At 38.2% G+C, this 24,371-nt stretch carries 20 protein-coding genes; 13 read left to right on the forward strand and 7 right to left on the reverse strand.

What is annotated here, in order from left to right:
- The first annotated feature begins 205 nt into the window (after window positions 1-205).
- The 10 genes from ACM46_RS02300 (at window position 206) to ACM46_RS02340 (ending at window position 11,745) form a co-directional block, all read left to right on the forward strand.
- On the forward strand, window positions 206-706 hold the full coding sequence (locus ACM46_RS02300) for a M15 family metallopeptidase (RefSeq protein WP_048504989.1): 501 nt from the start codon (window positions 206-208) through the stop codon (window positions 704-706).
- Window positions 707-1,056: 350 nt separating this feature from the next.
- On the forward strand, window positions 1,057-2,094 hold the full coding sequence (locus ACM46_RS02305; RefSeq protein ID WP_048504990.1) for a patatin-like phospholipase family protein: 1,038 nt from the start codon (window positions 1,057-1,059) through the stop codon (window positions 2,092-2,094).
- 232 nt (window positions 2,095-2,326) lie between these two features.
- Window positions 2,327-2,497 (forward strand): hypothetical protein, encoded by a 171-nt coding sequence (locus ACM46_RS23255; protein ID WP_157859413.1) that lies wholly within the window; start codon window positions 2,327-2,329, stop codon window positions 2,495-2,497.
- A 297-nt stretch (window positions 2,498-2,794) separates the two neighbouring features.
- Window positions 2,795-3,436 carry a leucine-rich repeat domain-containing protein gene (locus ACM46_RS02310; protein WP_048504991.1) on the forward strand — a complete coding sequence of 214 codons (642 nt, stop codon included), beginning with the start codon at window positions 2,795-2,797 and terminating at the stop codon, window positions 3,434-3,436.
- Window positions 3,437-3,449: 13 nt separating this feature from the next.
- A complete protein-coding gene (locus ACM46_RS02315) occupies window positions 3,450-4,709 on the forward strand; it encodes a hypothetical protein (protein ID WP_048504992.1) in 1,260 nt (419 codons plus the stop codon).
- Window positions 4,710-4,743: 34 nt separating this feature from the next.
- Window positions 4,744-8,478 (forward strand): hypothetical protein, encoded by a 3,735-nt coding sequence (locus ACM46_RS22760; protein ID WP_053082659.1) that lies wholly within the window; start codon window positions 4,744-4,746, stop codon window positions 8,476-8,478.
- Between the two features lie 60 nt (window positions 8,479-8,538).
- Window positions 8,539-9,549: a hypothetical protein gene (locus ACM46_RS02325; RefSeq protein WP_048504993.1), complete on the forward strand. Its 1,011-nt coding sequence runs from the start codon at window positions 8,539-8,541 to the stop codon at window positions 9,547-9,549.
- Window positions 9,550-9,710: 161 nt separating this feature from the next.
- Window positions 9,711-10,643 carry a helix-turn-helix transcriptional regulator gene (locus ACM46_RS02330; RefSeq protein WP_048504994.1) on the forward strand — a complete coding sequence of 311 codons (933 nt, stop codon included), beginning with the start codon at window positions 9,711-9,713 and terminating at the stop codon, window positions 10,641-10,643.
- A 43-nt stretch (window positions 10,644-10,686) separates the two neighbouring features.
- Entirely contained in the window at window positions 10,687-11,313 is a 627-nt protein-coding gene (locus ACM46_RS02335; protein ID WP_241485955.1) for an energy transducer TonB, read from the forward strand.
- A complete protein-coding gene (locus ACM46_RS02340) occupies window positions 11,314-11,745 on the forward strand; it encodes a nucleoside deaminase (protein WP_048504995.1) in 432 nt (143 codons plus the stop codon).
- 174 nt (window positions 11,746-11,919) lie between these two features.
- Here ACM46_RS02340 and ACM46_RS02345 read toward each other — a convergent pair whose 3' ends face one another.
- From ACM46_RS02345 to ACM46_RS02360, 4 genes are all read right to left on the reverse strand, one after another.
- Entirely contained in the window at window positions 11,920-13,071 is a 1,152-nt protein-coding gene (locus tag ACM46_RS02345) for a hypothetical protein (RefSeq protein WP_048504996.1), read from the reverse strand.
- On the reverse strand, window positions 13,061-13,639 hold the full coding sequence (locus tag ACM46_RS02350) for a hypothetical protein (RefSeq protein ID WP_048504997.1): 579 nt from the start codon (window positions 13,637-13,639) through the stop codon (window positions 13,061-13,063). The genes ACM46_RS02345 and ACM46_RS02350 overlap by 11 nt, the downstream gene beginning before the upstream one ends.
- A 47-nt stretch (window positions 13,640-13,686) precedes the next feature.
- Window positions 13,687-14,226 carry a GNAT family N-acetyltransferase gene (locus tag ACM46_RS02355; protein ID WP_048504998.1) on the reverse strand — a complete coding sequence of 180 codons (540 nt, stop codon included), beginning with the start codon at window positions 14,224-14,226 and terminating at the stop codon, window positions 13,687-13,689.
- A gap of 67 nt (window positions 14,227-14,293) precedes the next feature.
- Window positions 14,294-15,058, reverse strand: a complete 765-nt coding sequence (locus ACM46_RS02360; protein WP_048504999.1) for a type III pantothenate kinase — start codon at window positions 15,056-15,058, stop codon at window positions 14,294-14,296.
- 339 nt (window positions 15,059-15,397) lie between these two features.
- Between ACM46_RS02360 and ACM46_RS02365 the strand changes: the two genes are divergently transcribed.
- A complete protein-coding gene (locus ACM46_RS02365; protein ID WP_048505000.1) occupies window positions 15,398-16,000 on the forward strand; it encodes a hypothetical protein in 603 nt (200 codons plus the stop codon).
- Window positions 16,001-16,315: 315 nt separating this feature from the next.
- On the opposite strand, the gene ACM46_RS02370 is transcribed toward ACM46_RS02365, so the two are convergent.
- Together ACM46_RS02370 and ACM46_RS02375 are read right to left on the reverse strand one after the other, a co-directional pair.
- Window positions 16,316-18,157 carry a M1 family metallopeptidase gene (locus ACM46_RS02370; protein WP_048505001.1) on the reverse strand — a complete coding sequence of 614 codons (1,842 nt, stop codon included), beginning with the start codon at window positions 18,155-18,157 and terminating at the stop codon, window positions 16,316-16,318.
- A 162-nt stretch (window positions 18,158-18,319) separates the two neighbouring features.
- Window positions 18,320-18,787, reverse strand: a complete 468-nt coding sequence (locus tag ACM46_RS02375) for a hypothetical protein (protein ID WP_048505002.1) — start codon at window positions 18,785-18,787, stop codon at window positions 18,320-18,322.
- Window positions 18,788-19,008: 221 nt separating this feature from the next.
- Between ACM46_RS02375 and ACM46_RS02380 the strand changes: the two genes are divergently transcribed.
- Window positions 19,009-19,728, forward strand: a complete 720-nt coding sequence (locus ACM46_RS02380) for a hypothetical protein (RefSeq protein WP_048505003.1) — start codon at window positions 19,009-19,011, stop codon at window positions 19,726-19,728.
- Between the two features lie 194 nt (window positions 19,729-19,922).
- Here the strand turns inward: ACM46_RS02380 and ACM46_RS02385 are convergent, their stop codons facing one another.
- A complete protein-coding gene (locus tag ACM46_RS02385) occupies window positions 19,923-21,614 on the reverse strand; it encodes a DUF6909 family protein (protein ID WP_048505004.1) in 1,692 nt (563 codons plus the stop codon).
- A gap of 292 nt (window positions 21,615-21,906) precedes the next feature.
- On the opposite strand from ACM46_RS02385, the gene ACM46_RS02390 reads away from it, so the two are divergent.
- Window positions 21,907-24,102, forward strand: coding sequence for a glutamine synthetase III family protein (locus ACM46_RS02390; RefSeq protein ID WP_048505005.1), 2,196 nt, complete (start codon window positions 21,907-21,909; stop codon window positions 24,100-24,102).
- The last annotated feature ends 269 nt before the right edge of the window (window positions 24,103-24,371 follow it).

Below are 24,371 nucleotides of genomic sequence, written 5' to 3' on the forward strand. Positions count from 1 at the left end.
AAGATTCTTTCACCTTTCTGAATGTTTTTAAAGTTAAACTAAGCCACTTCGTTTATCAAAGTAATACAAAATTGGGTATTAATTCGCTAGATTTTATATCCTTATATAGCTTAAAAAAATCACATTTTTAATTTAAAATTTTAATTAAACACGTCAAGTTTCGTCGTTCACAGCCTGTATTTTTGCCATACAATATAAAAACATCATGGACAAAGTAACTTTACAGAGAATAGGCCTGCTTCACCCCTATGTACGGGAGGAAGTAGAACAAATCATTAAAGAATGTGATGCCGCACTTACAGGAAGGGCAAAGGTCAGAATCACACAGGGACTGAGATCTTTTGAGGAACAGGAAAAACTCTATGCTATCGGAAGAATTACAACGGGAAAAAAAGTCACCAATGCCAAAGCCGGACAAAGCATTCATAATTACGGCCTTGCTGTAGATATCTGCCTGATGATTGACGGAAAAACAGCAAGCTGGGACACGGCAAAAGACTGGGACAATGATCAGGTGGCTGACTGGTATGAGTGCGTCCAGATTTTTGCAAAACACGGCTGGGACTGGGGAGGAAACTGGAAAACTTTTAAAGACCTTCCCCACTTCGAAAAAAAGAATATCAAGACTAAAAAAGGGGTCGTGAAAACAGCCTGGCGAACACTATCCAAGATGCCTAGAGATCAGCAGAATTATATACTATTTTAACCTAAATTCTGATTAATAAAATTGAGACCCTGAAAGTTACGGGATACGGGATTGCGAGTTACCGATTTGCGCCCCGAAACCCGTACCCCGAAACATTATGAGTCGTTGATATTAACTTTGAACCTCCTAAAATCATCATAAAAAAACAGCTTATTTTAATTCTCTATTATTTGAAAATAATTATAATACGACAAGTTCTGTCGCTTCCCCGGCCTATCTTTGTTTTATAAGAAAAATATTAGTTAACTGAGATCTCAACACTAAAACCAGCCTCCGCTTTCACGAGCAGAATGTTGGTTTTAGTTGTCTCAGGACATTAGTTTTTCCTTCGAAAACCATTAAAACATCATATGAAAAAGACAACCATTCTTTCTTTGGACGGGGGCGGAATAAGGGGAATTATTACCTGCATTATTCTGCGCTACATAGAAGAGCAGCTTCAGTATCATGATAACCCGGGAGCCAAACTCGGAGATTATTTTGATCTGGTGGCCGGAAGCAGTACAGGAGGGCTGATTGCATCTATTATTCTATGTCCCGATGAACACCGAAAAGCTAAATATTCTATCCAGAAAGGATTGGAATTATATGCTGAAAAGGGCGGCGACATTTTCCAAGTCTCTTTCTGGGAAAAGCTGGTCAATCCGTTTGGCCTGCTTAACGAAAAAATCTCTCAGGAAGCGCTTGTAAAAAACTTGAATGACTTTTTTGGAAATCTTGAACTTAAAGAATTTATAAAACCATGTTTAATAACCAGTTATGACATCGAAAACAGAAGAGCGAAGCTCTTTAATTCCTGGGAAGCCAATCTGAGCACAGATAATTTTTATGTAAAAGACATCTGCAGAGCTACATCAGCGGCACCCACTTATTTCAGCCCGGTACAGATCAAATCTATGTACGGGCAGATCTTCAGCCTGATAGACGGCGGTATGTTTGCCAACAATCCTGCGCTTTGTGCTTATGCAGAAGCAAGAAAAATTCCTTTTGCAGAAGTATTGAAAAATCATCAGAAAGCGAATCATCCCGGCGTAAATGATATGATTATTGTTTCTATAGGAACCGGTATTGAGGCGAGACCTTATTCTTTCAAAAAACTGCAAAAATCCGGAAAGATAGGCTGGGTAAACCCGATCATTGACATTCTGATGTCTGCCAATGCAGAAACTGTAGATTATCAGCTTTGCCAGATGTTTCAGACATTAGGCCAGCGGAATCAGAAGAATTATTACCGCCTGAATCCATCATTAAAAAATGCGTCTCCAGGTATGGATAATGTAAGAAGATCCAATATTGAAAACCTGATCCAGGCAGGATTGAGCTATATTGATGATAACAGAGAAATTCTGAATCAGATCGTCCAGAAACTGATCAGAAATAAAATATAAGCTTTTTTGCTTATAACTATTCGATATAAGCTTAAAAGATTATATTGAAAATTATAAAAAAGTTTTTAAAACACGTCAAGTTTTGTCGTCTTCGCTCACTACTTTTGGAGTATCAACAAAGACACAAAACAACCATCATTAAAATTTTAAAAAGCCTTTGAATTCAACATTTATCAATGCTGGACAGCCAGAAATATGTTTATCACATCACCAAAAACTTACAACACCCAACATGGAGACACCCAATCACAATCCAGATATACTTTTCGATGAAGATCTCTATACTATTGAATGGAGCGATATCGAACATGCTGAGATGGACTATGAAAACTATCTCAATGACATTGAAAATTTTTTCAGGGAAGATTTTAATGATGATATTCCCGAAGAAAATATCGACTAAATAAATTCTAACACGACGAGTTCTGACGCTGTCCGGAATTATCTTTGAAACACCAATCACAAGATCCGGCACACCATCCCATAATCATTATAAACACCTTTGAATCCATCATTCACAAAATGCCGGACAGCCAGAACTATGTCTGAAATGAACAAAAATGAATCACAACATGTAATGCACAAGTGGGCATAAGTCTTACCACTAAAAAAACTAAAAACCCTTTAAGAGCTTCTGTAAAAAGACTCTTTAAATGATAACCTATTCATTAACCCCAAACAAAATCACATCGTTTTTATTATGAAAACAAAACAAGAATTAAGGCTCAAATTCGAGAACGGAGACAAGCCTACACAGGACCATTTCTGGGAATGGCAGGACTCGTACTGGCACAAGGACGAGAAAATAGACATGGCTAAAATTGCAGGTCTGGAAAACGGTCTTCCCCGCCTGAATGACCTTTATGCAGAAACAGATGAATCCGGCAATGCTTCCTTCGCCTATTTACAGGTCAGAAGAATATTTATCAAACCCGGAACATTACATATTCCCGACCGGTTTGCTGTTGCAATGGGAGTATCGGAGCTGACGCTTGCGGACAGTGTTCTCACAATTGGAGTCGAAGCTTTCAATAGTAATCCGATAAAATCGCTGGTGCTTCCTAAGCAGCTTACAACTATTGGCGAACGGGCATTTATATCTAATGAACTGACTTCACTGGCTATTCCTTCCAACGTCAAAGAAATCAAGGATTCTGCCTTCGCTTATAATAAACTTACGTCATTGTACGTGCCTCCAAGTGTTACTCTGATCAGGCCGAATGCCTTCAATTTTAACCCGGGTTTATCCTCTGTACTGCTGGACAAAGCCACGCAATATTATTCTGATGCATTTGGAGCAAACACAAGAGTTACTGGCGGAACTTTAATCTTCGACATGTAAAAAAACAACGAAAATGAAAACAAAACAGGAAATAAAACAATACTTCGAAAACGGAAATATTCCCAATCAGGAACAGTTCTGGGATTGGCAGGATGCCTACTGGCACAAAGAGGAAAGTATTGCTCAGGATAACATCAGCGGACTGAAAGATGCTTTCAATACGAAAATGAACAGACCACAGGGAGGAACAGGCTTTTATATTATTGCCCAGAATGGAGATATCTCCAATTACTCCAAGCTCAATCTGCAGTCTTACAATATTCCTTACTGGAATGGATCCAGTCTTACCAGCAGCAGTATTTATCACAGTAACGATAAAACAGGTATAGGAACACTGACTCCTTCGGAAACACTTGAAGTAGCAGGAAATATCAAATCTACAGGACTGATTGTTTCTAATCTTCCGGCAGCCAATATCAATTTCAGCAGAAATCTGGTTGCAAAAGATGACGGAACCATCGGATGGGAAGTAAAATCCACCTCATCCGGAACATACATCCCGTTATCAGGAACGGAAGCCGGCAAGCCTATTTCCGGAAACCTGGAGCTGATGACAGAGCTGTCAGAGGAAAACAGTTCGATCTACAGGGATAATAAAGATACAGGCGTAAAAAATGAGATCGGGTTTTATCCTTCCGGAATGACGCTGTCTTCTTTAAACACCGATCAAAATGTGATGATGTCCAGAATAGATCTTTCCAATGATGCGCTTTATGTATCCGGTCCTTCTTCGCAACTTTCTATGGATCAGTGGCAGACTTCTCTGGTGTACCGCAACGGCAGAGATATGAAAGGAATTATTATAGATTCCAATATTGAGCAGCCTATAGTCATCAGCCATATCGCCTCTTTTCAGAAGCCAAGAGGATTAACCGGAGTACAATATTACGGAGATAATGCAGAACCGGATGACTATATCCAGAAGCAGTATGTAGACAAAAAAATGTCCTATACCCGTAAAGAAGAAAGAACGGAAGGAACCTGGATCAACGGCAAACCGGTTTATAGACAATCGCTGTACTTCGATCAGATTCCAGCATCCGGAGAAATTGATCTCGAAAGAGAGATTCCCGCCATCGAAACCATCGTTTCCAATGAAATGTTTACCGAGTGGAGGGCTTTTGATACGGCATTCGCAGGCAATCAATGGAGAAACCAGATCTTCATTACGGTAGACTCCAGGCTCATCAAGATTCAACTCATAAAGGAAGATGGCTACGATTATTCCGGAATCGACTCCTTTAGCATCACTCTGGAATACACAAAAAAATAACTGATTAACAACCCAAACAACAACAAATATTAAAATGGCAACAAACGAAACAACCAACAACGCTTCACAGACTCTTTTCAGATTTGTAAGCCTTAGAAATCCTCAATTAACAGAAACTAAAGCGATCAACTTAGGTTTCATTCACAGACCTCAACAAGGGCTAACCAGCTTTTTCGATTCTTACATCAATCCGGCTGATTCTGCTTTAAACAAATTCCAGGCTATGGAACGTGCTTCCAAGTCTTTCAATCCTGCCGGATTTGAAACGGAGCTTAAAATAGAAGAAGGAGGCTACGCAGAAGTTTTGAAAATAGGAAGAAAAATTTCAAAACAGGAAGCTTTGTCTCCGTCGGACGAAAGTACAGTGATCAATGCTTATGGAATCACGACTAAAGATCAGCTCAGCACTTTATGGGACAATTTGATGTATCAAACCGCATCTCAAAATAATTTTTATGTAAAAGAAGCAGTAGCTCATATTTTAAAAGCCCTTCACTATGGATATGTATGCACACTTCAGTCAACGGACGAACTGGTAAAAGTAAACGGTTCTGATCTCAAGGCAAAAGCACTTGAAGCAAGAATTGTTCTTCCTATGAAGTTTTTCGGAGATGGCTACGAAGGTGAAAATTCCGGAACATCTGTTTCAAGCAAGGCATTCACTGTGGGAGAATCCGCTATCGGAAAAGATGCTATTAATGTCAGTACAAACGTTCTTTCTGTTCCTGCTAAAGAGCAATTAAAAGCTGAAGGAGAAAAAATTCTGGAACTTACGAACCTTAATTTAGAAAAAGACAGCTTAAATATTCTAAAATCTGAACTGGAAAAAACTCAGAAAATTTATCAAAAAGCAAGAAACAAAGCTTATGATGAGGCTTATAAAGAATATCTTGCCGCCAATCAGCCGGCTCTTGACAGATACAGAGCCCAACTGAAAGAAATTCAGGCCAGGATCACAAAGGACATGACAGAGCAGGAGATCAACGCCTTATATGCAGAGCTTGAAGAGCCTTCCATTCCTCCGTTTGTGTTCACCTATAAAGACGAAATCAATTTCGGGGATTTTACACAAATACTTTCATTGAATTCTCTGAAGATCTTCGTTGACAAGTTTACAGCATTAACCAGCGGACAAAAACCTGAAGACGGCTTTGATTTCACAAAAATCAGTGTGGTATCCGACAGAAGGCTTCAGCTTGGAGGAGCAGTAGTTTCCATCACAGATGAGTTTGACACGTATCCTGAAGTTTTTGATAAAATTGATGAGGAGCATGCTGAAAAATCTCAGACTCTGTATAACAAAACGCCAGCTCAGGAGCAGACATTTGCCAGCCTTGGAGGAATCCTTGTTCCTGTAGCCGATTCTTTTACACAATATGCAGCTAAAATAGCACCAAGATCATATTATTTAAAAGCAACTCCTCAGGGAAGTATTTTCGCAGGCAGTCAGGCCTATCTTACGTTCTATTATCAGGCAGAAAGCGCTGCATGGGGATTGGCTTCCGCTAAGTTATCAATCATTTCAGATGTAGGTAATTTTGATGAAAGCTATAACAACATCGAAGTAGTTGACAATAAGGTAACTCTTGCTTCAGTTATGGTCGGTAAGTTCAGCAAATACATCAGAAATGTCAAAATCAAAATCTACTTCAACAACGGTAAAGAAGCTACACTGGATCTTTCCGGAGTAGAGCCTAACCAGGCTTATACCGATGTTTTGTATGTGGAAGACATTAAAGATGAAACCGGAAATCCGGGCGGAGGCATTGAAAATCCAAAACCGGGAACCTTCATTCCTAAACATTTCGGTGTAAAGAGATTGGGTATTGCAGATTATCTTAAAGTGGAGCAAAGCGTACATGCTTACGTTCCGGGAGAAGTCTCCAATATTGAAAATGTGATGGCCAGCGAACTTCGTCATAAGTCTTCCGTAGCCAGAGATTATTCAGAAATCACCGATACTACTTCGGAATCTATTGAAACTGAAAAAATTTCTGACACTACAAAAGCGGACAGAAATGAAATGCAGACAGAAATCGCTCAGGAAATTAAAAAAGAACAGGCAATTACGGCCAGCACCAAATTTACGTATGACACCAAAGTCATGAAGTACGAGATTGGGGGAACTTACGCCAACAATACTTCACAGCAGGACAGTACCAAGCAGGCGGTGAAAAAATCTCAGGAGATTACAGAACGTGCTATGGAACGTGTTCTTACCAAGATCAATAATGAACGTGTGCAGAAAATCATTAAAGAGTTTACCGAAACCAATGTTCATGAATTTGATAACAGAGGCCAGGCCAACCAGGAAAATCCTCAGCACATTACCGGAGTTTACAGATGGGTAGATAAGAAAATGAAAAACCAGATCTACAACTACGGCAAACGTACGATGTTCGAATTCATGATTCCGGAACCGGCAAGACTTCATACTTTGGCGACTGCCGTTTCAAAAGCGGACACGCTTACGGCTCCGGCAGATCCAAGAAGAGCAGAAAAACCATGGGGTATGGCAAGTGCTCAGGTGGCGACCAAAGATCAGATTGAATATTGGGCTAATATTTACAACGTGAAGCTTACTGAATTGCCAAAATCTCCTATCAATCTTATTTTAGGAAAGCAATGGGAGAAAGTAGACGGAAATGAGGAATACAGACACAGAACGATCGACATTCCTGTGAACTACGAAGCCAGCAGCGTAAAAATGTTCTATGGTTTTGAAAGAAACAGAAGAGGAACAAGTACCCTTTATACCAGCAACTTTGCAGGAGGAATGGTGCCTTTCTCAACCGGAGGAAATTCAATAGACGCTACAGCCTTTTTCACACCTCAGAACGTCACAGGCTCTTATGATTTCGTATACAAATGCAGCAACATTGATTCTGTAAACATTGCTTTCGAAATTACGTGTAAACTTTCCCAGGCATTTATGAAATCATGGATTCAGGAGAACTTCACAGCCATTATCAAGGCTTATGACGAAGCGTATGCTGTTTTCCTGGAAAAACAAAAGGAACTGCAGGACAAAGCAAAAGAAGAAGAGGCAGCCAACAAAGAAAAGCTTGGAAATTTCTACCGTGAAATGGAATCTGTTATTCTGAAACACAACTGTATCGCTTACCTTCTTCAGGATTATCTGACTACTTTAGGACAATCATTCACTTCAGGAAGCCAGATGAGTGATTTCAAAGTGATTCTGAGCGAAAATCTTGAGCAGTACACCGCTTTGGCCAAGTTCATGGAACAGGCGTTTGAATGGAGCATCATGGATTATACCTTCTACCCATATTACTGGGCAGACAGAAAGAAATGGCAGGAAATGTATCTGACACAAAGTGCAGATCCATTGTTCAGAAATTTTCTTCAGGCAGGTATGGCCAGAGTGATCGTAACGGTGAAACCAGGATTTGAAGATGCTGTACAGTTCTTTATGAGCACCGGAAAAATCTGGAACGGAGGAGAAGTTCCTGTCATCGGAGATCCTTTGTACATGTCTATCGTAGACGAATTGAGAAAACCAACGGGCGAAGCTCAGGGTAAATTCTGGATCACAAGAATTCCTACTACATTGACCATCCTTCAGGCTAAATCTGTAGGTCTGGAAGTAGAACAGGCCCTTCCGATCTTCCCTGAAGACGATCCTAAGAATTGTGAGAATCCGAAAGAGTTGGAAACTAAGAGTCCGTTTAAACTCGCCGATACACAGCTTCAGCATGGAGGTGCCACCTCAACCTTACCTAAGGAACTGACAACAATTTTTAAATAATTTCAGAATTGGCGGTTGTAAAAGACCGCCAGTTTTTTATAACCAATTAAATTAAAAATCATGTATAATTACAGACCTATAGGAGTTTATGGTGCAAAAACGATGGCAGACGAGGAAAGGCTTGATAAAATGAAACCAGATGAAGAAGATTTGGAGCAGCAGATCAAAAAAACAGGCAAAAATTTACTCATTGTATTAGAGTCTGATGGAAAAGACCAATTTGACGATACTCACAATAACATCTGGCTGGTAAGACATATTCCTTCTTTTGCTAATTATGAGAGTTTTGCAGAACTTGCCAAGAAATATAAATTTAAGAATATTGCCATAGTTCATCATGGTAATACATATTCAGACCATACTGTAAGAGATGCTATAAAAGTAATTCTTCATTATCAGGATTTCCAAATTCTAGGAGAAGCTTTTAAAAAAATGGAAACCAAAGATATTACTGAACTTGACGAGAAATATTTTGAAAGTTTCAGAAAAGAATGTGACAAAATACAAAATGGAGTCTACGAGCTGAGACACGTTAAATCTTACCTAAGCCTGCGCTTATTGTTAAATACGATTCAGGATAATTTCTCTTTCTTTTCCATAGCTTGTAACGAAGCTGATGATAAGGAATATCTATATGAAATGGCAAAAATGACCAATAAAAAAATAAAGATTTTTGCCAATTCCAATTTTACGCAAATTGAAATCAGCAGAAAATTTCCAGTAAACAATCCATTTGTTATAAACTTCGGATCAATTCTGAACTGTTTTCTGACTACAGGAAGCTCATGGATTAATTCCAACGGATGGTCATATATAAATACCTCTTCAAATAAGATTACAGTTACAAAGCAAGATCTTTGGCTCTACAGTATAGGAGCAAAAGTTTATGAGCTTGTTGACAGAACTGCCGTTCTTACTCCTGAACAGACAAAGAAAATAGATGAATACCAGATTTACTATTCAAAAAAATTTAAAATAGGATATAGTAAAGCAAAAGGAAGTGCTGTTTATGACCAGCTCATTAAACAAATCATAAAGGATAATCCAGGAATACCATTAATCCCTAAATAATATTTCATTAATCCCAATTTATAGAGCCGCAACGAAAATTGCGGCTTTTCTTTTCTATAAAAAATTAAAACACGACACGTTTTGTCGCATTAAGCCTATATATTTGTCTTATAAAATTTTACCATGAAACGCAGCCATGCTGCCTTATAAATTATAGACGAATGAAAAAAGATTTTTATCTGACGAGATATGCCTTAATTATTAAAAGATTAGAAAGTTCTCCGGCTACCTATTCCCAGCTGGAGAACTATCTTCTCAACTCTTTCGAATTCCAGGATGCAGAGATCAAAAGCTATTCTATCCGTACGCTGCAAAGGGATATCCGGGAAATTTCCGATCTTTTTAACCTTTCCATTCACAACAAAAAGAAGGGAGACAACCGGTATTATATTGAAAGCCGCCCCATTATGGAAGTGGACGAGTATAATCAGAAGCTTTTGGAATCTTTCCAGGTAAGCAATGCCCTGAATCTTCATCCTGATTTTTCAAATTTTATCTTTTTTGAAAGCAGAAAACCCACCGGAATAGAACATTTTTATGATCTATTCTTCGCCATCCGCAATAAAAGAGTAGTCAGCTTTGAGCATTACAATTACAAAAATAAAATGATGACTTCCCGGAAAGTCCATCCCCTGGCTTTAAAAGAATCTAAGGACAGATGGTACCTCATCGCTATTGATACCAAAGACAAAGTATTGAAGTCTTTCGGTTTGGACAGAGTGAACTATCTGGATGTGAGCGACAACAAATTCCGCGAAAAGTACAATTACAATTTCAGGGAGCATTTTAAAAATGCTTTCGGCGTTATGAATCTTGCAGAGCAAAAGCCTCAGAATATCGTTATGAAATGCAGCAGACATCAGGGTGAATACATCAGAAGTTTTCCGCTTCACCAGTCTCAGAAAGAAACAAAGGAAACACCGGATGAGATCTATTTTGAGTTTTTCCTCCACCCTACCTACGATTTTATGCAGGAAATTCTTTCATATGGAAAAGAAGTGACAGTTCTGGAACCGAAAGCTTTAGTTGACGACATACGCACCCATCTTCAGGAGTCTCTGAACCGTTATATTGAAGATAATACCCAAGCATAAAAAAGCTGATATTTTTTGATTATATTTACATAAATATACTCTTTTGAAAGCTCTATTTCTCTATCTGTTCTGCCTTATTTCTTCATTTTGCTTTTCACAGCAGAAGGAAGAATTCCGGAATGTGAAAAACTATTACAACCAACACCGGAATATGCTGAATACGGAGTTCAAAAAGAAATTTGACCTAGAATCAGATTCCTTCAGAAAAGCCAGTATAAAGCTTGACTATGTTCTTTTTATGAAAAAAATGGACAGCATTGAAAATGTAGCAATGATCGGAGCTTTGTTAAGGGTGAGAAATCTGGAAGATTTACAGGCTTTAAAAAATCCTAAAAGCATCTCTGAAAATAGTACCGAAAAACCTGTTGTTTTTGAGAAAGCCGCTGATTACCCCGGAGGCTTCAATACATTGAGACAGGAAATTGCCAACATCTTTTATACGCCCGCCGTTTACTCTGTGGCCAAAACCGTAAAAACAGATGTGGCTTTTATTGTAGAGAAAGACGGAAGCATCAGCAATGTTCACGCAAATGGTGATAATTTCACATTCAACCGGCAGGCCGAGATTGCAATGTATTCTGTTTCGGAAAAATTTTCTCCGGCAATCATCAATGGAGATCCGGTAAGACACAGCCTGAGACTTCCTTTAACTTTAACAATTGAAGATTAAATGTTTACCGACGAATATTATATGAAAATGGCCCTGCAGGAAGCAGAAGCCGCCTTAGAAAAAGATGAGGTTCCCATCGGATGTGTGATTGTATCCAACAACCGTATTATTGCAAGAGCCCACAACCTTACCGAAACATTAAATGACGTGACAGCCCACGCAGAAATGCAGGCCATCACTTCCGCCGCCAATTTCCTGGGAGGAAAATATTTAATTAACTGTACACTTTATGTTACCCTTGAGCCTTGCGTCATGTGCTCAGGAGCTTTGGCCTGGTCACAGATCTCAAAAGTGGTGATAGGAGCCAGAGACGAACAGAGAGGATTTATCAATAAACACCTTTCTCTGCATCCGAAAACTGAAATGGTAACGGGAATAATGGAGCAGGAATGCTCTGGAATTGTGAAGGCGTTTTTTAAAAGTAAGAGGTAGTGCGGGTTTCGGGATAAGAGGTACGGGTTTGGGAGTCGGAGTGTTTTAGGGTTTGAGAGCTTATGGATGCGTGTTACGGAGTGCTGTATTGGAATGTTTCACATTTACATTTCACTTACGGAGCAAAATTCACCATTCACATTTCCTAATCTTGATCTCTGCCTAATGCCTTCCTTACTCTGCATCTTCAATAGCTGCATGGAAAAGAGGTTGTAAAGCATTCATCTTTCGCCAGTTCAGTTCTTTGCCCGTTATGGTATATTCTCCGAAACGAAGCGTGAGCAGGCTGTCTTTTTTATGATATACATAATCAACCTTTGTCTTTCTGTTCCTGTCATCTTCAAGGATAAGATGGTCTTTTGCATCGAAGGTATAATGAAAATCCGTCATTCTTTCGTTTTTATCCATCAGAATAAGATAACTGTTCCGGTGAAAGAAGACATACTGAATATCTGAATTTTCATCGAGGTTTCTAAAAGCTCCATGAAGGAAAGGTCTTTCCGCCCTATCATCATTATAATTTCCGGTATTGACATAAGGAAAAAGAATAGCAGCCAGTGAAAGTCCTACAAAAGCCGTTTTAAAAAAGACCCAAAAAGGCTGAAGTTTGCTATCAGTTTCCTTGTTTACTTTCAATCTTGTTTCCTGTTTTAGAATGAAAAAGCGGTACAGCGGAATCCATTCATCGTTTAAAGCAAAAAGAACCATGGAAAGCAAGACCGCGGAGAAGAGCTTAACCGAAATATCAAAACCAATATTGATTAAAAATATGTTGATTAAAATTCCCGCAGACAACAGCAGTCCCGGAATTCTGGTGGTACGGAAAAGGATCAGCAGTGCAGCCAAAAGCTCCAAAACTCCTGCAGATATTGAATAAAAACGGGAAGTCCCCATTGTACTCCAGAAGAGGATATCTTTATGCAGATTTCCGAAACGGGAATACAGAATATTGGGCTCAGGAAGATAGAATTGGGCTTTAAAAACCTTATCAAAACCATATTCCATAAGAACTACAGCAAGATATAAAACGATAATTTCTTTAGAATAATAAAGAATCTTCCCTATATATTTCCTTCTTATTAAAACTGTCGTTAAAAGAGATAGTATAAGCAAGACAGCTGTCAGAACAAACATAGAAATACTGTCGGATGAAAAGTCTGTTCTTACATGATTTCTCTTAAAAACATTAGCAACCAGCCATTCCGTAAGATCTCCCCAGAAAAACAGAGTTGTTTCTTTCTGAAAACTTCCCATAAAACTCAACGGAAAGAACAAAATAAAAAGCAGAAAGAAAATCCCGGTTCCCGACAGAATTTTACTTTTCATGATTCTTCTTATTCTTTTTCCAGGTGTAAAACCCTGATGCTCCTGAAATCATCAAAATGCCAACCAGAAGACCTCCAGATACTTTTTTTGATTTCTCTTTCGTCGGCTTAGCTTCTTTTACAGGTTTAATTTCTTTATAGGATTTATTTTTTTGATCATATTCAACGAAAACAACACTGTCCATATCATTGACAAAGTAGTAATATTTCTTCAGCACATTTTTTACGCTGTCAATATTTTTCTTTGAGAAAAGGGTTTGATTCCGAACAATCTCTCTTCCCGGTTCCCATACTCTTTTCTTCCCATCCGTTGCAATTTTCCGTGCAGAACTGGTCACCAGAATACTTTCATTATCGTTAAGAATGATGACGGAATCCAGCTTCGCATCTCTTACATATCTTTGCGGAACTACCCCAAGATTGGATGAGTTGACATCGAAAAGATTTTCAGAAACGGCTGTATTGAAATGGGCAGAATTTCCGCTGTGGCTTTTAAAAGCAATTAATTTAGTCTGTGAGAAAAGAAATGTACAGAGGGTAATCGCAAAAAAAGAATAGATTGTTTTCATGGAAGTATTTACAGATTTGATAACCTATTCCACGAAAAGTTAAATCATTATTTATTTTTAAAGACAGAATACATCATAACATCAAAGTATTCCCCGTCTTTTTTGAGATGCTGTTTCAGCAGTGCTTCTTCTTTCATTCCTGCCTTTTCCATAATTCTTCCGGAAGCAGGATTGTGGAGAAAATAAGTCGCGTAAATTTTATTAACCTCCAGTTCACGGAATCCAAAATCAATCAGGGCGATGGCTGCTTCCGTAATGTAGCCTTTGTTCCAGAAGGGCTTTCCCATCCAGTAGCCCAGCTCGGCTTTATCATCATCTCTATCGTGAAGGCCGATTGCTCCTATCAGCTGTTCTTCTTTATTGCGGACGGCGAAAGTATACCCCGTATTGTTTTCAAAGGCTTCTCTGGAGATTTTCAGCCAAAATTCCGCATGTTCCAGTAGATAAGGATAAGGTATATTAGACGTAAGGTCTGAGAAAATTTTCTCCTGAAGATATACTTTTACCACAGGAATATCTTCCTCTCTCAGCTGAGAAAGGATCAGTCTTTCTGTTTCTATTCTCGGAAATTCTTTTAATTTTCTCATGATCAGTTTTTTAATTGATTCAATTCTAAATCAATGGATTTGAAATGTCTGCTTATTTAAATAGGAATTAACCCTGTAAGTCTTTTCCTAAGAAATAAAGCCCTTTCAGGGTGTGCAGTCTGTCCATGACATGAATTTTTTCTGTCAGAGGTTTGTAAACGTGGGAGACTCCGCCTGTTGCCACCACAAAACAATCATCATTCACCTCATCGTTGATACGGTCTATAAAACCTTCTACCATTCCCAGAAACCCATATACCATACCGCTTTGCATGCAGGTTACCGTATCCAGTCCCAGTACCGATTTGGGCTTTTTCAGTTCAATATCGGGAAGCTGCGCTGTCTGGTTGATCAGTGAATTCAATGAGGTTACAATTCCCGGAGCAATAATTACTCCCATTGTTTCTCCTGTTTCCGCTACACAGCTTGCTGTAAGGGCAGTTCCAAAATCAATGACAATCTTTTTTCGGTTAGGATAAAGATTATGAGCCGCTACAAGATTGGCATAAATATCCGTTCCCATCTGTTTAGATTTGGCAACCACCGCCGAAGGTGTTGTCCTATCAACAATCACAGGTAAAATTCCGTGGATTTTTTTAATAGCCGAACTCATCACTTTGGTAAGCTGAGGCACTACAGATCCTATGATAATTTTACTGATGTCCTGCGGTTCTATTTTATACGTCTGATAAAGCATCAGCATCTGAACATACAGCTCATCTACCGTCCTGTATGGCTTTGTATTAATCACCCATGAAATATCACAGTTGTCTCCATTGAAAAGTCCGAATCTGATGTTGCTGTTTCCTACGTTGATTACAATTGAATTCATTTAATTTTTTAAGCTAGTCTGGGTTAAAAAACAGATGTAAAAATAAGGCTTTATCCTCAAAAATAAGCAATATCCTTGTTATTTAGAGAAAATTACAGCTTTGCACTTATTCTTGTTTATAACGCACTTATTGAATGATGAATAACAGCCTGTTGTTTATCCTGTTAAAGGTATTGGATTACACTCTAATGTCACATCAAAAGACTAAAAATGATGGAGAATGGAGACTCTGAAGCTCTATTTATTATTTCTAGGTCAAAACAGTTTTAAGAATTCATTTCCAGTTTTAAAAACAATTAATTACCTTTAAAACTCAAAATCTTTTAAACCTGCTCCTCCATGAAAAAATTGATCTACACATTTTTCTTTTGTATTGCCCTGAATGTTTCTGCACAGAGCGCAGGCCAGGCTACCAGTGTATTTCAGAAAATAAAAGAAGTAACAAAAATTGACAAGAATGACAGAGCGGTATATGATCTTCTTGATGAATTTTACAATAAAAACCTGCAGGCCGAAAAAGATGAAATGACAGCTGAGACCGTTCAGAGAATTGAAAAACTCGCTTCCAATCCGGACACTAAAAATCTTCATATTCTGATGCTTTTCCTCATGTATCAGCAACATATCAGCCGAACTTCCATGGCAGGAAAAACACCTGATACGGATTTCCAGATTGAAGCAATGACTTTGCTGGAGAAAGAAACACAGGAGATTTACGGAAAAGTTCCCGCCATCATCTATATCTACAAAGCCGAAGCACTGGATGGCGCCGGAAAGAAAAATGAAGCTAAAGCAGCCGTGGATCAGGGACTCAAAGTATATCCGGATTCGGTTCCTTTAAAAGTATACAGCTATCTCAATACTAAAGATGAGGTTTTAAAAAATGATCTTGTGAAGAATCATACTAATCATTGGATGGTGCAGCAGTTTGGGATAAAATAAGGGAAATTTAGATGCCAGATATCAGACGTCAGATTTTAGACTGAAAAATAATCAGTGAAAGACTTTAATTCAAATAAAAATCCCGCGGAAAAGTTCTACGGGATTATTTTTTTATGATTTATCAGATTTCAGACATCAGATGGTCTGAGACAGAGATAAAGATTAGGAAATGCCAATGGTGAATTTTGCTTCGCAAGTGAAATGTGAATGTGAAACACTCCAATGTTGACTCCATAACCCGCACCTCGTACCCCGCATCCCGAAACTCTAAAACACTCCGATTCTCAAACCCGTATCCCGAGTCCCGAACCTCACCTATTGTTTTATCTCGACGATATTATCTGCCGTATTCACATCTGCCAGTCTCTGACTGAAATCTATTCCTAAAACGGAAAGCTGAGATTTTGTGTAAGGTATTGTGAGTGTATATTCTTTCTGTGTCCACGGCCAGTAAGGCATTGTTTTAAAATCACCGTAGATATCTTTTTCCTTCCAGGTATGGGTCATATTTAAAGGAATCTGATAAGTGACTACTTTTTTATCCGTAGTCAGTACACTGAAATCAATCGGCATAGGAACCTGACCGTTGTTAACAAGGGTAATGGTGGTAGATTTAGCATCATACTTCACATCTTTGATTCCGTAATCAATCGTTTTTGTGGTATTGATCCAGTAGTTATTAAACCACTTCAGATCCATTCCAGAAACTTTTTGGGCGATATGAAGAAAATCTCTGTCTGAAGGGTGCTTCATATGCCATTGATCATAATATTGCTTCAGGGTTTCAGCCAGCTTCTGCTCTCCCATGATATAACCAAGCTCTACGAGATACAATTCTCCTTTTACATAAGAGGCATAGGTATAAGATGTCCCGTTATCATGATGGTCTCCAAGCCAGACTGCAGGCTCTTCAATTCCTTTTTTAACGAAATTTCTGTATGCATTTACCGTATTGGCAAAAGGATTCGGAAGTTCCTCCGGAAACAGCTGATACATAACATAACCTTCTGCATAACTGGTAAATCCTTCATCCATCCACGGACGCACAGACTCATTGGTGGCCAACATCTGCTGATACCATGAATGTGCTCCCTCATGAGCCATCAGCCCCATCAAACCTTTAATATTCTGTGCTTCTCCCAAAATCATGGTACACATTCCGTATTCCATTCCGCCATCGCCTCCCTGGATAAATGAATAGGTAGGATAAACGTATTTTCCGAAATGGCTGTTCATGAGCTGGAAATATTTGGTCACATAAGGTTGGGCTTCTTCCCAAACTTTTGTTCTTTCGTTGGGCTGATACACAAGAAATACCTTTGGTCCTTCAGGAACATCGAAACTTTTTACGATATAGTCTCTGTCTGCACTCCAGGCAAAATCCAGAATATTACTGGCTTTCCAATTCCAGACTGCTTTTTTAGTTTTATCTGCCTTTACTTTTGCATTGGCGTCGTAGCCTTTTACATCAGCAGGGTTTTCAAGAATTCCTCCTGCTCCGATTACATAGTCTTTGTTGATTTTAATAGTCACATCAAAATCTGAGAACGGGGCATGGAACTCTCTTCCGATATAATCAAAAGTAGCCCAGCCGTCATAGTCGTATTCTGCAATTTTAGGATACCATTGGGTCATGGTCATATCTACACCTTCCCTGTTGTTTCTCCCGCTTCTTCTAATCTGTTGAGGAATTACAGCATCCCAGTCCATCGTAAAAGTAGTGGAAGAATTAGGCTTAATCGGTTCAGCCAGATAGACTTTCATGATGGTTTCCTGGATCTCAAACTTCAGTTCTTTTCCGTTTTGTTTGATCCAATGAATATTCTGTGCTCCTTCCTGATCTTTTGGAATAGAAGCCAGTCTTGACACGCCGTCTTTCTGAAGTCTCGAGTCTCCGTTCTTTCCTTGTCCGGCCACTCTCTGGTCCATCATCGAATTAGGCTTAAAAGCATTCCAGTACAGATGAAAATACACCACATTCAGCTCATCCGGTGAGTTATTGGTATATTCTAAAGTCTGATTTCCCTGGTAAGTAAATTTTTCAGCATTCACATCAATGTCCATCTTATACTTCGCAGCCTGCTGATAGTAAGCTCCCTGCTGAGCCTGAAATTGTGAAATGATAAACGCAAAAAGGATTGCAGCCGATTTTTTCATTTAAAATTTATTTTTTTTAAAGGTAGGTATTTTATATAAAACCCTCAAATATGAAGATGTATAAAGGATTTTCTTTTTTATTAACCACGGATTACACAAATTTACACAGATGCTTGTGCATATTTTTATTGTTTGAGGTAGTCTTCCAAAATCTTCGGAATTCTAATGGGTCAGCATCTTCTTTATTAAGGTGATTTGTCCCAGATGATAGTAGGCATGCTCAATCATTCCGTCAATATTTCTTAGATAAGTTCCGTATTTTTCATCTACAAACACCTCATTCATTTTTGAATTGGGCATTTTTTCCAGTAGAGTGGCAAACTTCTCAGCATCATTCCAAAGCTTGTTTAAAAGTTCGTTCCATTGCTCTGGAGTTTCAACCGGAGGCAGATCAAAACTGAATTGGTCTTTGATCTCGAGCTCACCGCCTTCAAAAACATTGTTGATTCCAGCAATATAATAGTCAATATGAAAGGTAAGCATCGCAATGGTATTCAGAGAGCCTACTTTGGTGATTGCCTGCTTCCAGCTTACATCAGAAAGCTGATCTTTAAAATTCGTATTGGCGATCCACAAGCCGTCCAGCAAGACTTCCCTGAATCTTTTTGCTAATTGTGAAACTGAACTCATTGTTTGAGATTTTATGATTCTTAAAGATAATTATTTTTTTCTCTGATTTTAAGCCTTGTCAAGGTTTAAAATCTTGACAAGGCTCATTTTCCTCATTTTTTTTCCGTTTTTGATTTCATTATATTTTAGTAATTTCATAGAGCAGAATTAAAAAAAGTTTAAATTCAGGTTACCTTCATGACGCTTTTTCATTAGTAATCAGGTTAAAATTCAACACCCCAATGATAAGAACTTTAATAATTACAGGAATTACAACAGTCTTGACTTTATTTGGCTGTTCGGAACAGAAAAATAAGGATGATGGTAAGCTTTCAAAAAATACACAGGAAAAACTTACATACTCCTCGCCTCAATTTAAAAACCAGGCAATACCTAGAGAAATAGATATTAAAGAATTCAGAGAGAATTGGGGTTCAACAGCCGTTCCGGACGAATTAGAAAAGCTGATTGAGTTTCAAAACCATATTTCATCTGCGGAATTTTACTCACAAGGCTTTGCCGTAACAATTGATGATCGATCAGGCCTTAAAAGCTGGAGCAAAGATCCGTCATTTTTGGAAAAACTATTTCCTTTTGCACAGGCAAACGGTACAGGCTCTTTTTATGTAATCTGGAATGATGGAACCCAAAAACCAATGAATAAAATGCCCGTTGTGGTATTTGGTGATGAAGGAGGAACGCATATCGTGGCTGAAAATATTTTAGAGCTGCTTCATCTGATAACATTTGACGCTGAAATTTCAGTTGATATGAAACAGGCCTATTTTTACAAAAATGAAGGGTATAAAAAAAGCAGAGATCTGAACAGGTTTTTAAAATGGCTTCAGGAAAATTACGGTTTAAACGCAACTCGGAAACCATCCGAAATTATTGCTTCTGCCCAGAAAAAACACAAAGAACAGTTTGACAAATGGTTCGCAGAATATTATAAAATTAAATAGATAATTATTTTTTAAGCTCTCGCGGATTGTGCTGATTTATTTAACCACAAATGACATCAATAAAAGTGCAATTGTTTCCGTGAGCCTTGTCAAGGTTTAAAACCTTGACAAGGCTCCGTTGTATCATTCACGTTTCAAAACAAAAAACCTCAAATGCAATAACATCTGAGGTTCAATATGATTTTTAAATCTAATTATTTTTTAGCAGGAGTTTCCTTCTTTCCACTTCGCAGAATTTCTTCAAGGATTCTTAAAGTGATCAGGTAGGTAGGTTTCACTCCTGTAAGGCCCAAACCTCCTGAAGAAAGGGTACTTCCCGTTTCCAAAGGATTATCCGAAGCATAGTACGCATAGCAGACGAACAGATCCGGTGAAATATGGTGCCTGATCTTAGAGGCTACCTGAATGGCTTTCTGATAATGAGCTCCTTCCATTTCAAGACCAATGGCCTTCCATGATGTGTTCATAAAATAAGAAAGAATATCTCTGTTTTGAAGTGAAGTTCCTAACACAGTGATCATAGGTCCTTCAAATGCTTTCAGTTCATCATCTTTAAAATCCTCCAGCTTCAGGGCGTTTTCAAAAGGATAGTTATCTGCTGTTCCTTCAAAGATATGGGATGTAGGAATCATGATATCTCCTTTTCCACCGGCCAGAATTCCGGCTTTCCCCATGATAGAAACGGATTTTACTTTCATCATGTACACTTCTCCCTGATGCTCGTAAGGTCTCAGTAATTCGTCCATTACTTCATACGCCTGTTCTCCGAAAGCATAGTCGAAAACCATGATAACATCGTCTCCTTCATATTTTATACCGCTGAACGGAGTATTTTTAAGGTTTGTTTTGCTTAAATCAATGATCTGAACATCAATATTACTTCCGCTCTTATCATTAATATAAATCATTCCTTCTTCCAAAGCATATTTTGAAACTTTATCACGAAGTTCTTTTTTATCGGAAATTTCGCCGTAAAGTTTGTAATCTACTTCTTTGTTGTCTTTTTTCTTTAAGGCATCATTTCCGTACAGCATATTCTTCACAGAGTGCATATTGGCAGAAATAATGTGTAGAGGACGCATGTGAAGATTGTTTTCAAATAAAACTTCTTTCACTTTGTTGGCCCATTTTTCACCAAAATAATGATGCCCTACTCTTTCCTTTAATATAGCACTGAAATGAATTTCTCTTTCTCTGGTCTGCTTGGCATCTTCCAGACTTACTTTTCCTAAGTTGTAGATGATTTTAAATAAACGGTCCGGATTATTATCGTCACCGAAAGCATTGTAAGCATTCAGGGTTTCTTCAAAAGTTCTTCCTATTAATGATGATAAGTGGATAAGAGCAACCTCTTTTTCTTTTCTGCTGAATTTCTTTTCACCTTTTACTACTTCTTCAATAATTTTAAAAGCACGTGTAGGTTTCCAGTTTTCGTCCTGAATGAAGGCCAGGTTTCTCACTTTATCTGCTTCTATAAATAAGAAGGTTAAGTGAGTAAGAATATCATAAATTTCAGAACGTCCCAAAAGAACTTCAATATTCATCTGGTGTTCGTCTATTCTGTAACAGTTTCTTCTCCTTTTTTTAGGAACAATGGGTTCGAAACTTCCTTTATCAAAACCCTCATCTGATGTAAGATGAATAAAAGCGCATTCTTCAATACCTTCCGGAAGTCTGTCTAAAACATACATCAAACCATCTAATTCCATTTTATTAGGAATATTCATGGTACCATAAATCTCTGGATTGATCGTCTTTAACAAACTTCTGATACTTTCTCCTGAAACTCCTGCCGGCTTGAAAAATCCTCTATAAAATAGATGTCTCATAGAGATATATAATCTTTCAATTGCTTCTGTTGTTTCTCTAGCTCTAGAATTTGTCATAAAATAAATTTCACACAAATATACAAAATCTCGGCTCAACTTATTTTAAGTATCTTTTAACAAGCGGTTTAAATTTGTATCTTTAGAATTCCAAAGCAGATCCTGCTTCTATGAACTTAGAAAGCTGCTACAGGGGTTCCACTTTGTGTTTGATCTCCTGAACTCCCCCTTGAAAAACATTAAACCATTGTTTAATTTTAAATATTTTCACAACAACCCCTAAATTTTTAAGGGGTAAAATGTTTTCAATTCATTTTTTTTGTAAATTTGCCCCACAAAATACAACCTTGATATGTCAACTTTAAGATTCAAAGCGTTAGAAACTTTACCATTTAAGGACTTCAGAAGAGATAATTCCGTTGAGGTTCCTGGAAAACTGTCAGAATTATTCTGCCAGAATGTTTTCTCAGAAGAGACCATGAGAGAATATTTGACAAAGGAGGCATTCCAGTCTATTATGGATGCTATCAAAAAAGGGACAAAAATCCAGCGACACATTGCAGATCAGGTAGCCGTAGCTATGAAAGACTGGGCAATGAGCAAAGGAGCCACTCACTACACGCACTGGTTTCAGCCATTAACAGGAACTACTGCAGAAAAACATGATTCTTTCTTCACACCCATCGAAGGAGGTAGAGCCATCGAAAGATTCAGCGGGAATCTATTGATCCAGCAGGAGCCTGATGCTTCTTCTTTCCCGAACGGAGGAATCAGAAATACTTTCGAAGCAAGAGGTTATACGGCTTGGGACCCTACTTCACCTGCATTCATCATGGGAACTACTTTATGTATTCCTTCTATTTTTATTTCTTACACAGGAGAAACTTTAGATTATAAAGCACCTCTTTTAAGAGCTTTGAATGCCGTGGATGAAGCTGCAACCAATGTAATGCAGTATTTTGACAAAAATGTAACAAAAGTAACTCCTACTTTAGGTTGGGAGCAAGAATATTTCTTAGTTGATTCTGCCTTATACCAGTCCCGTCCGGATCTTGTATTAACAGGAAAAACTTTATTAGGACATTCTCCTGCTAAAGGGCAGCAGCTGGATGACCACTATTTCGGTTCTATCCCGACAAGGGTAATGAACTTCATGAAAGAGCTTGAAATAGAATGTATGAAACTGGGAATCCCGGTAACAACAAGACATAACGAGGTTGCCCCTAACCAGTTTGAGCTTGCCCCAATGTTTGAGGAAGTTAACGTTGCAGTAGATCACAATTCTTTGCTTATGGACATCATGGCGAGAATTGCTCACAAGCACCATTTCCACATTCTATTCCACGAAAAACCATTTGCAGGCGTAAACGGAAGCGGAAAGCACAACAACTGGTCTTTAGCAACTGATACTGGTGAAAACCTGTTGAGCCCAGGGAAAAATCCTAAGAAAAACTTACAGTTCTTAACTTTCTTCGTTAATACGATTAAAGCAGTTTATGAATACGCTGACCTTTTAAGAGCAAGTATCGCATCCGCAAGCAACGATCACAGATTGGGAGCTAATGAAGCACCTCCTGCTATTATTTCGGTATTCATCGGAAGCCAGTTGTTCAGAGTGTTGGAAGAGCTTGAAAAAGTAACGGAAGGAAAACTTTCTCCGGATGAAAAGACGGATTTAAAACTGAATGTAGTAGGAAAAATTCCTGAAATCCTTTTAGATAATACGGACAGAAACAGAACCTCTCCATTTGCATTTACAGGAAATAAATTTGAGATCAGAGCGGTAGGATCTTCTGCCAACTGTGCAGAGTCTATGACGGTAATGAATACCATTGCAGCCAAGCAGCTTAATGATTTCAAAAAAGAAGTAGATGCTCTTATTGAAACAGGATTGAAGAAAGACGAAGCGATCTTCAACGTATTGAGAGAATACATCAAGCAGTGTAAAAACATTATGTTTGAAGGTGACGGATATTCTGATGACTGGGCAAAAGAAGCTAAAAAGAGAGGTCTAAACAATCTAAAAACCACTCCGGAAGCTCTTAAACAGGAAATGGACAAAAAATTCCTGGCACTTTATGAAGAAATTGGAGTATTTACTCACAGAGAGGTTGAAGCAAGAAACGAAATCAAATTAGAAAAATATTCTACTGTAATTGATATTGAAGCAAGAGTTTTAAGTGATATCGCAAGAAACCACATTATTCCTTCAGCTTTAAATTATCAAAACAGACTGATCGAAAACGTAAAGGGTCTTAAAGAAATTTTCGGGGACAAAGAATTCAAGACTTTAGCTAAAGAGCAAATGAGCCTGATTGCTAATATCTCTGAAAATGTTTCCAAGATCAAATTAGGCGTTGAAGATCTTATTAAGGCAAGAGAAGCAGCGAAAGCTGTATCAGATAGTCAGAAGCAGGCAGAAGCGTACTGCAACAAAGTAAAACCTTTATTCGATGGCATCAGAGAAGCTTCTGATGATCTTGAAATGATGGTTGATGATGAACTTTGGCCAATGACTAAATATAGAGAAATGTTATTCACAAAATAACATCTGTAAAGTTCCATATTAGTTAAGCTCCCCGGTTTTCCGGGGAGTTTTTTTGTTTTATTAACAGTATTGAAAATTAGAGTTTTAAATTACAAAATCCCACAGATAAAGGAATCCGTATTTATTTTGTTAAAGAATCTTAATAAAAAAAACCGCAGACTCACCAAAAACAGGCGGTTGCGGTTTGTTTTTCTTTAACATACTTAAATAATATGTTAAAATGTGTTAAATAAAGAACCTGACAATAATCATATCAGGGGTCTTTTACT

Origin of the sequence: Chryseobacterium angstadtii (genome assembly GCF_001045465.1) — a bacterium.
GTDB classification, from domain to species: domain Bacteria; phylum Bacteroidota; class Bacteroidia; order Flavobacteriales; family Weeksellaceae; genus Chryseobacterium; species Chryseobacterium angstadtii.

Coding starts and splice junctions, on each gene's coding strand:
- ACM46_RS02300 (WP_048504989.1), top strand. CDS start 206: ATGGACAAAGTAACTTTACAGAGAATAGGCCTGCTTCACCCCTATGTA.
- ACM46_RS02305 (WP_048504990.1), top strand. CDS start 1,057: ATGAAAAAGACAACCATTCTTTCTTTGGACGGGGGCGGAATAAGGGGA.
- ACM46_RS23255 (WP_157859413.1), top strand. CDS start 2,327: ATGGAGACACCCAATCACAATCCAGATATACTTTTCGATGAAGATCTC.
- ACM46_RS02310 (WP_048504991.1), top strand. CDS start 2,795: ATGAAAACAAAACAAGAATTAAGGCTCAAATTCGAGAACGGAGACAAG.
- ACM46_RS02315 (WP_048504992.1), top strand. CDS start 3,450: ATGAAAACAAAACAGGAAATAAAACAATACTTCGAAAACGGAAATATT.
- ACM46_RS22760 (WP_053082659.1), top strand. CDS start 4,744: ATGGCAACAAACGAAACAACCAACAACGCTTCACAGACTCTTTTCAGA.
- ACM46_RS02325 (WP_048504993.1), top strand. CDS start 8,539: ATGTATAATTACAGACCTATAGGAGTTTATGGTGCAAAAACGATGGCA.
- ACM46_RS02330 (WP_048504994.1), top strand. CDS start 9,711: ATGAAAAAAGATTTTTATCTGACGAGATATGCCTTAATTATTAAAAGA.
- ACM46_RS02340 (WP_048504995.1), top strand. CDS start 11,314: ATGTTTACCGACGAATATTATATGAAAATGGCCCTGCAGGAAGCAGAA.
- ACM46_RS02345 (WP_048504996.1), bottom strand. CDS start 13,071: ATGAAAAGTAAAATTCTGTCGGGAACCGGGATTTTCTTTCTGCTTTTT.
- ACM46_RS02350 (WP_048504997.1), bottom strand. CDS start 13,639: ATGAAAACAATCTATTCTTTTTTTGCGATTACCCTCTGTACATTTCTT.
- ACM46_RS02355 (WP_048504998.1), bottom strand. CDS start 14,226: ATGAGAAAATTAAAAGAATTTCCGAGAATAGAAACAGAAAGACTGATC.
- ACM46_RS02360 (WP_048504999.1), bottom strand. CDS start 15,058: ATGAATTCAATTGTAATCAACGTAGGAAACAGCAACATCAGATTCGGA.
- ACM46_RS02365 (WP_048505000.1), top strand. CDS start 15,398: ATGAAAAAATTGATCTACACATTTTTCTTTTGTATTGCCCTGAATGTT.
- ACM46_RS02370 (WP_048505001.1), bottom strand. CDS start 18,157: ATGAAAAAATCGGCTGCAATCCTTTTTGCGTTTATCATTTCACAATTT.
- ACM46_RS02375 (WP_048505002.1), bottom strand. CDS start 18,787: ATGAGTTCAGTTTCACAATTAGCAAAAAGATTCAGGGAAGTCTTGCTG.
- ACM46_RS02380 (WP_048505003.1), top strand. CDS start 19,009: ATGATAAGAACTTTAATAATTACAGGAATTACAACAGTCTTGACTTTA.
- ACM46_RS02385 (WP_048505004.1), bottom strand. CDS start 21,614: ATGACAAATTCTAGAGCTAGAGAAACAACAGAAGCAATTGAAAGATTA.
- ACM46_RS02390 (WP_048505005.1), top strand. CDS start 21,907: ATGTCAACTTTAAGATTCAAAGCGTTAGAAACTTTACCATTTAAGGAC.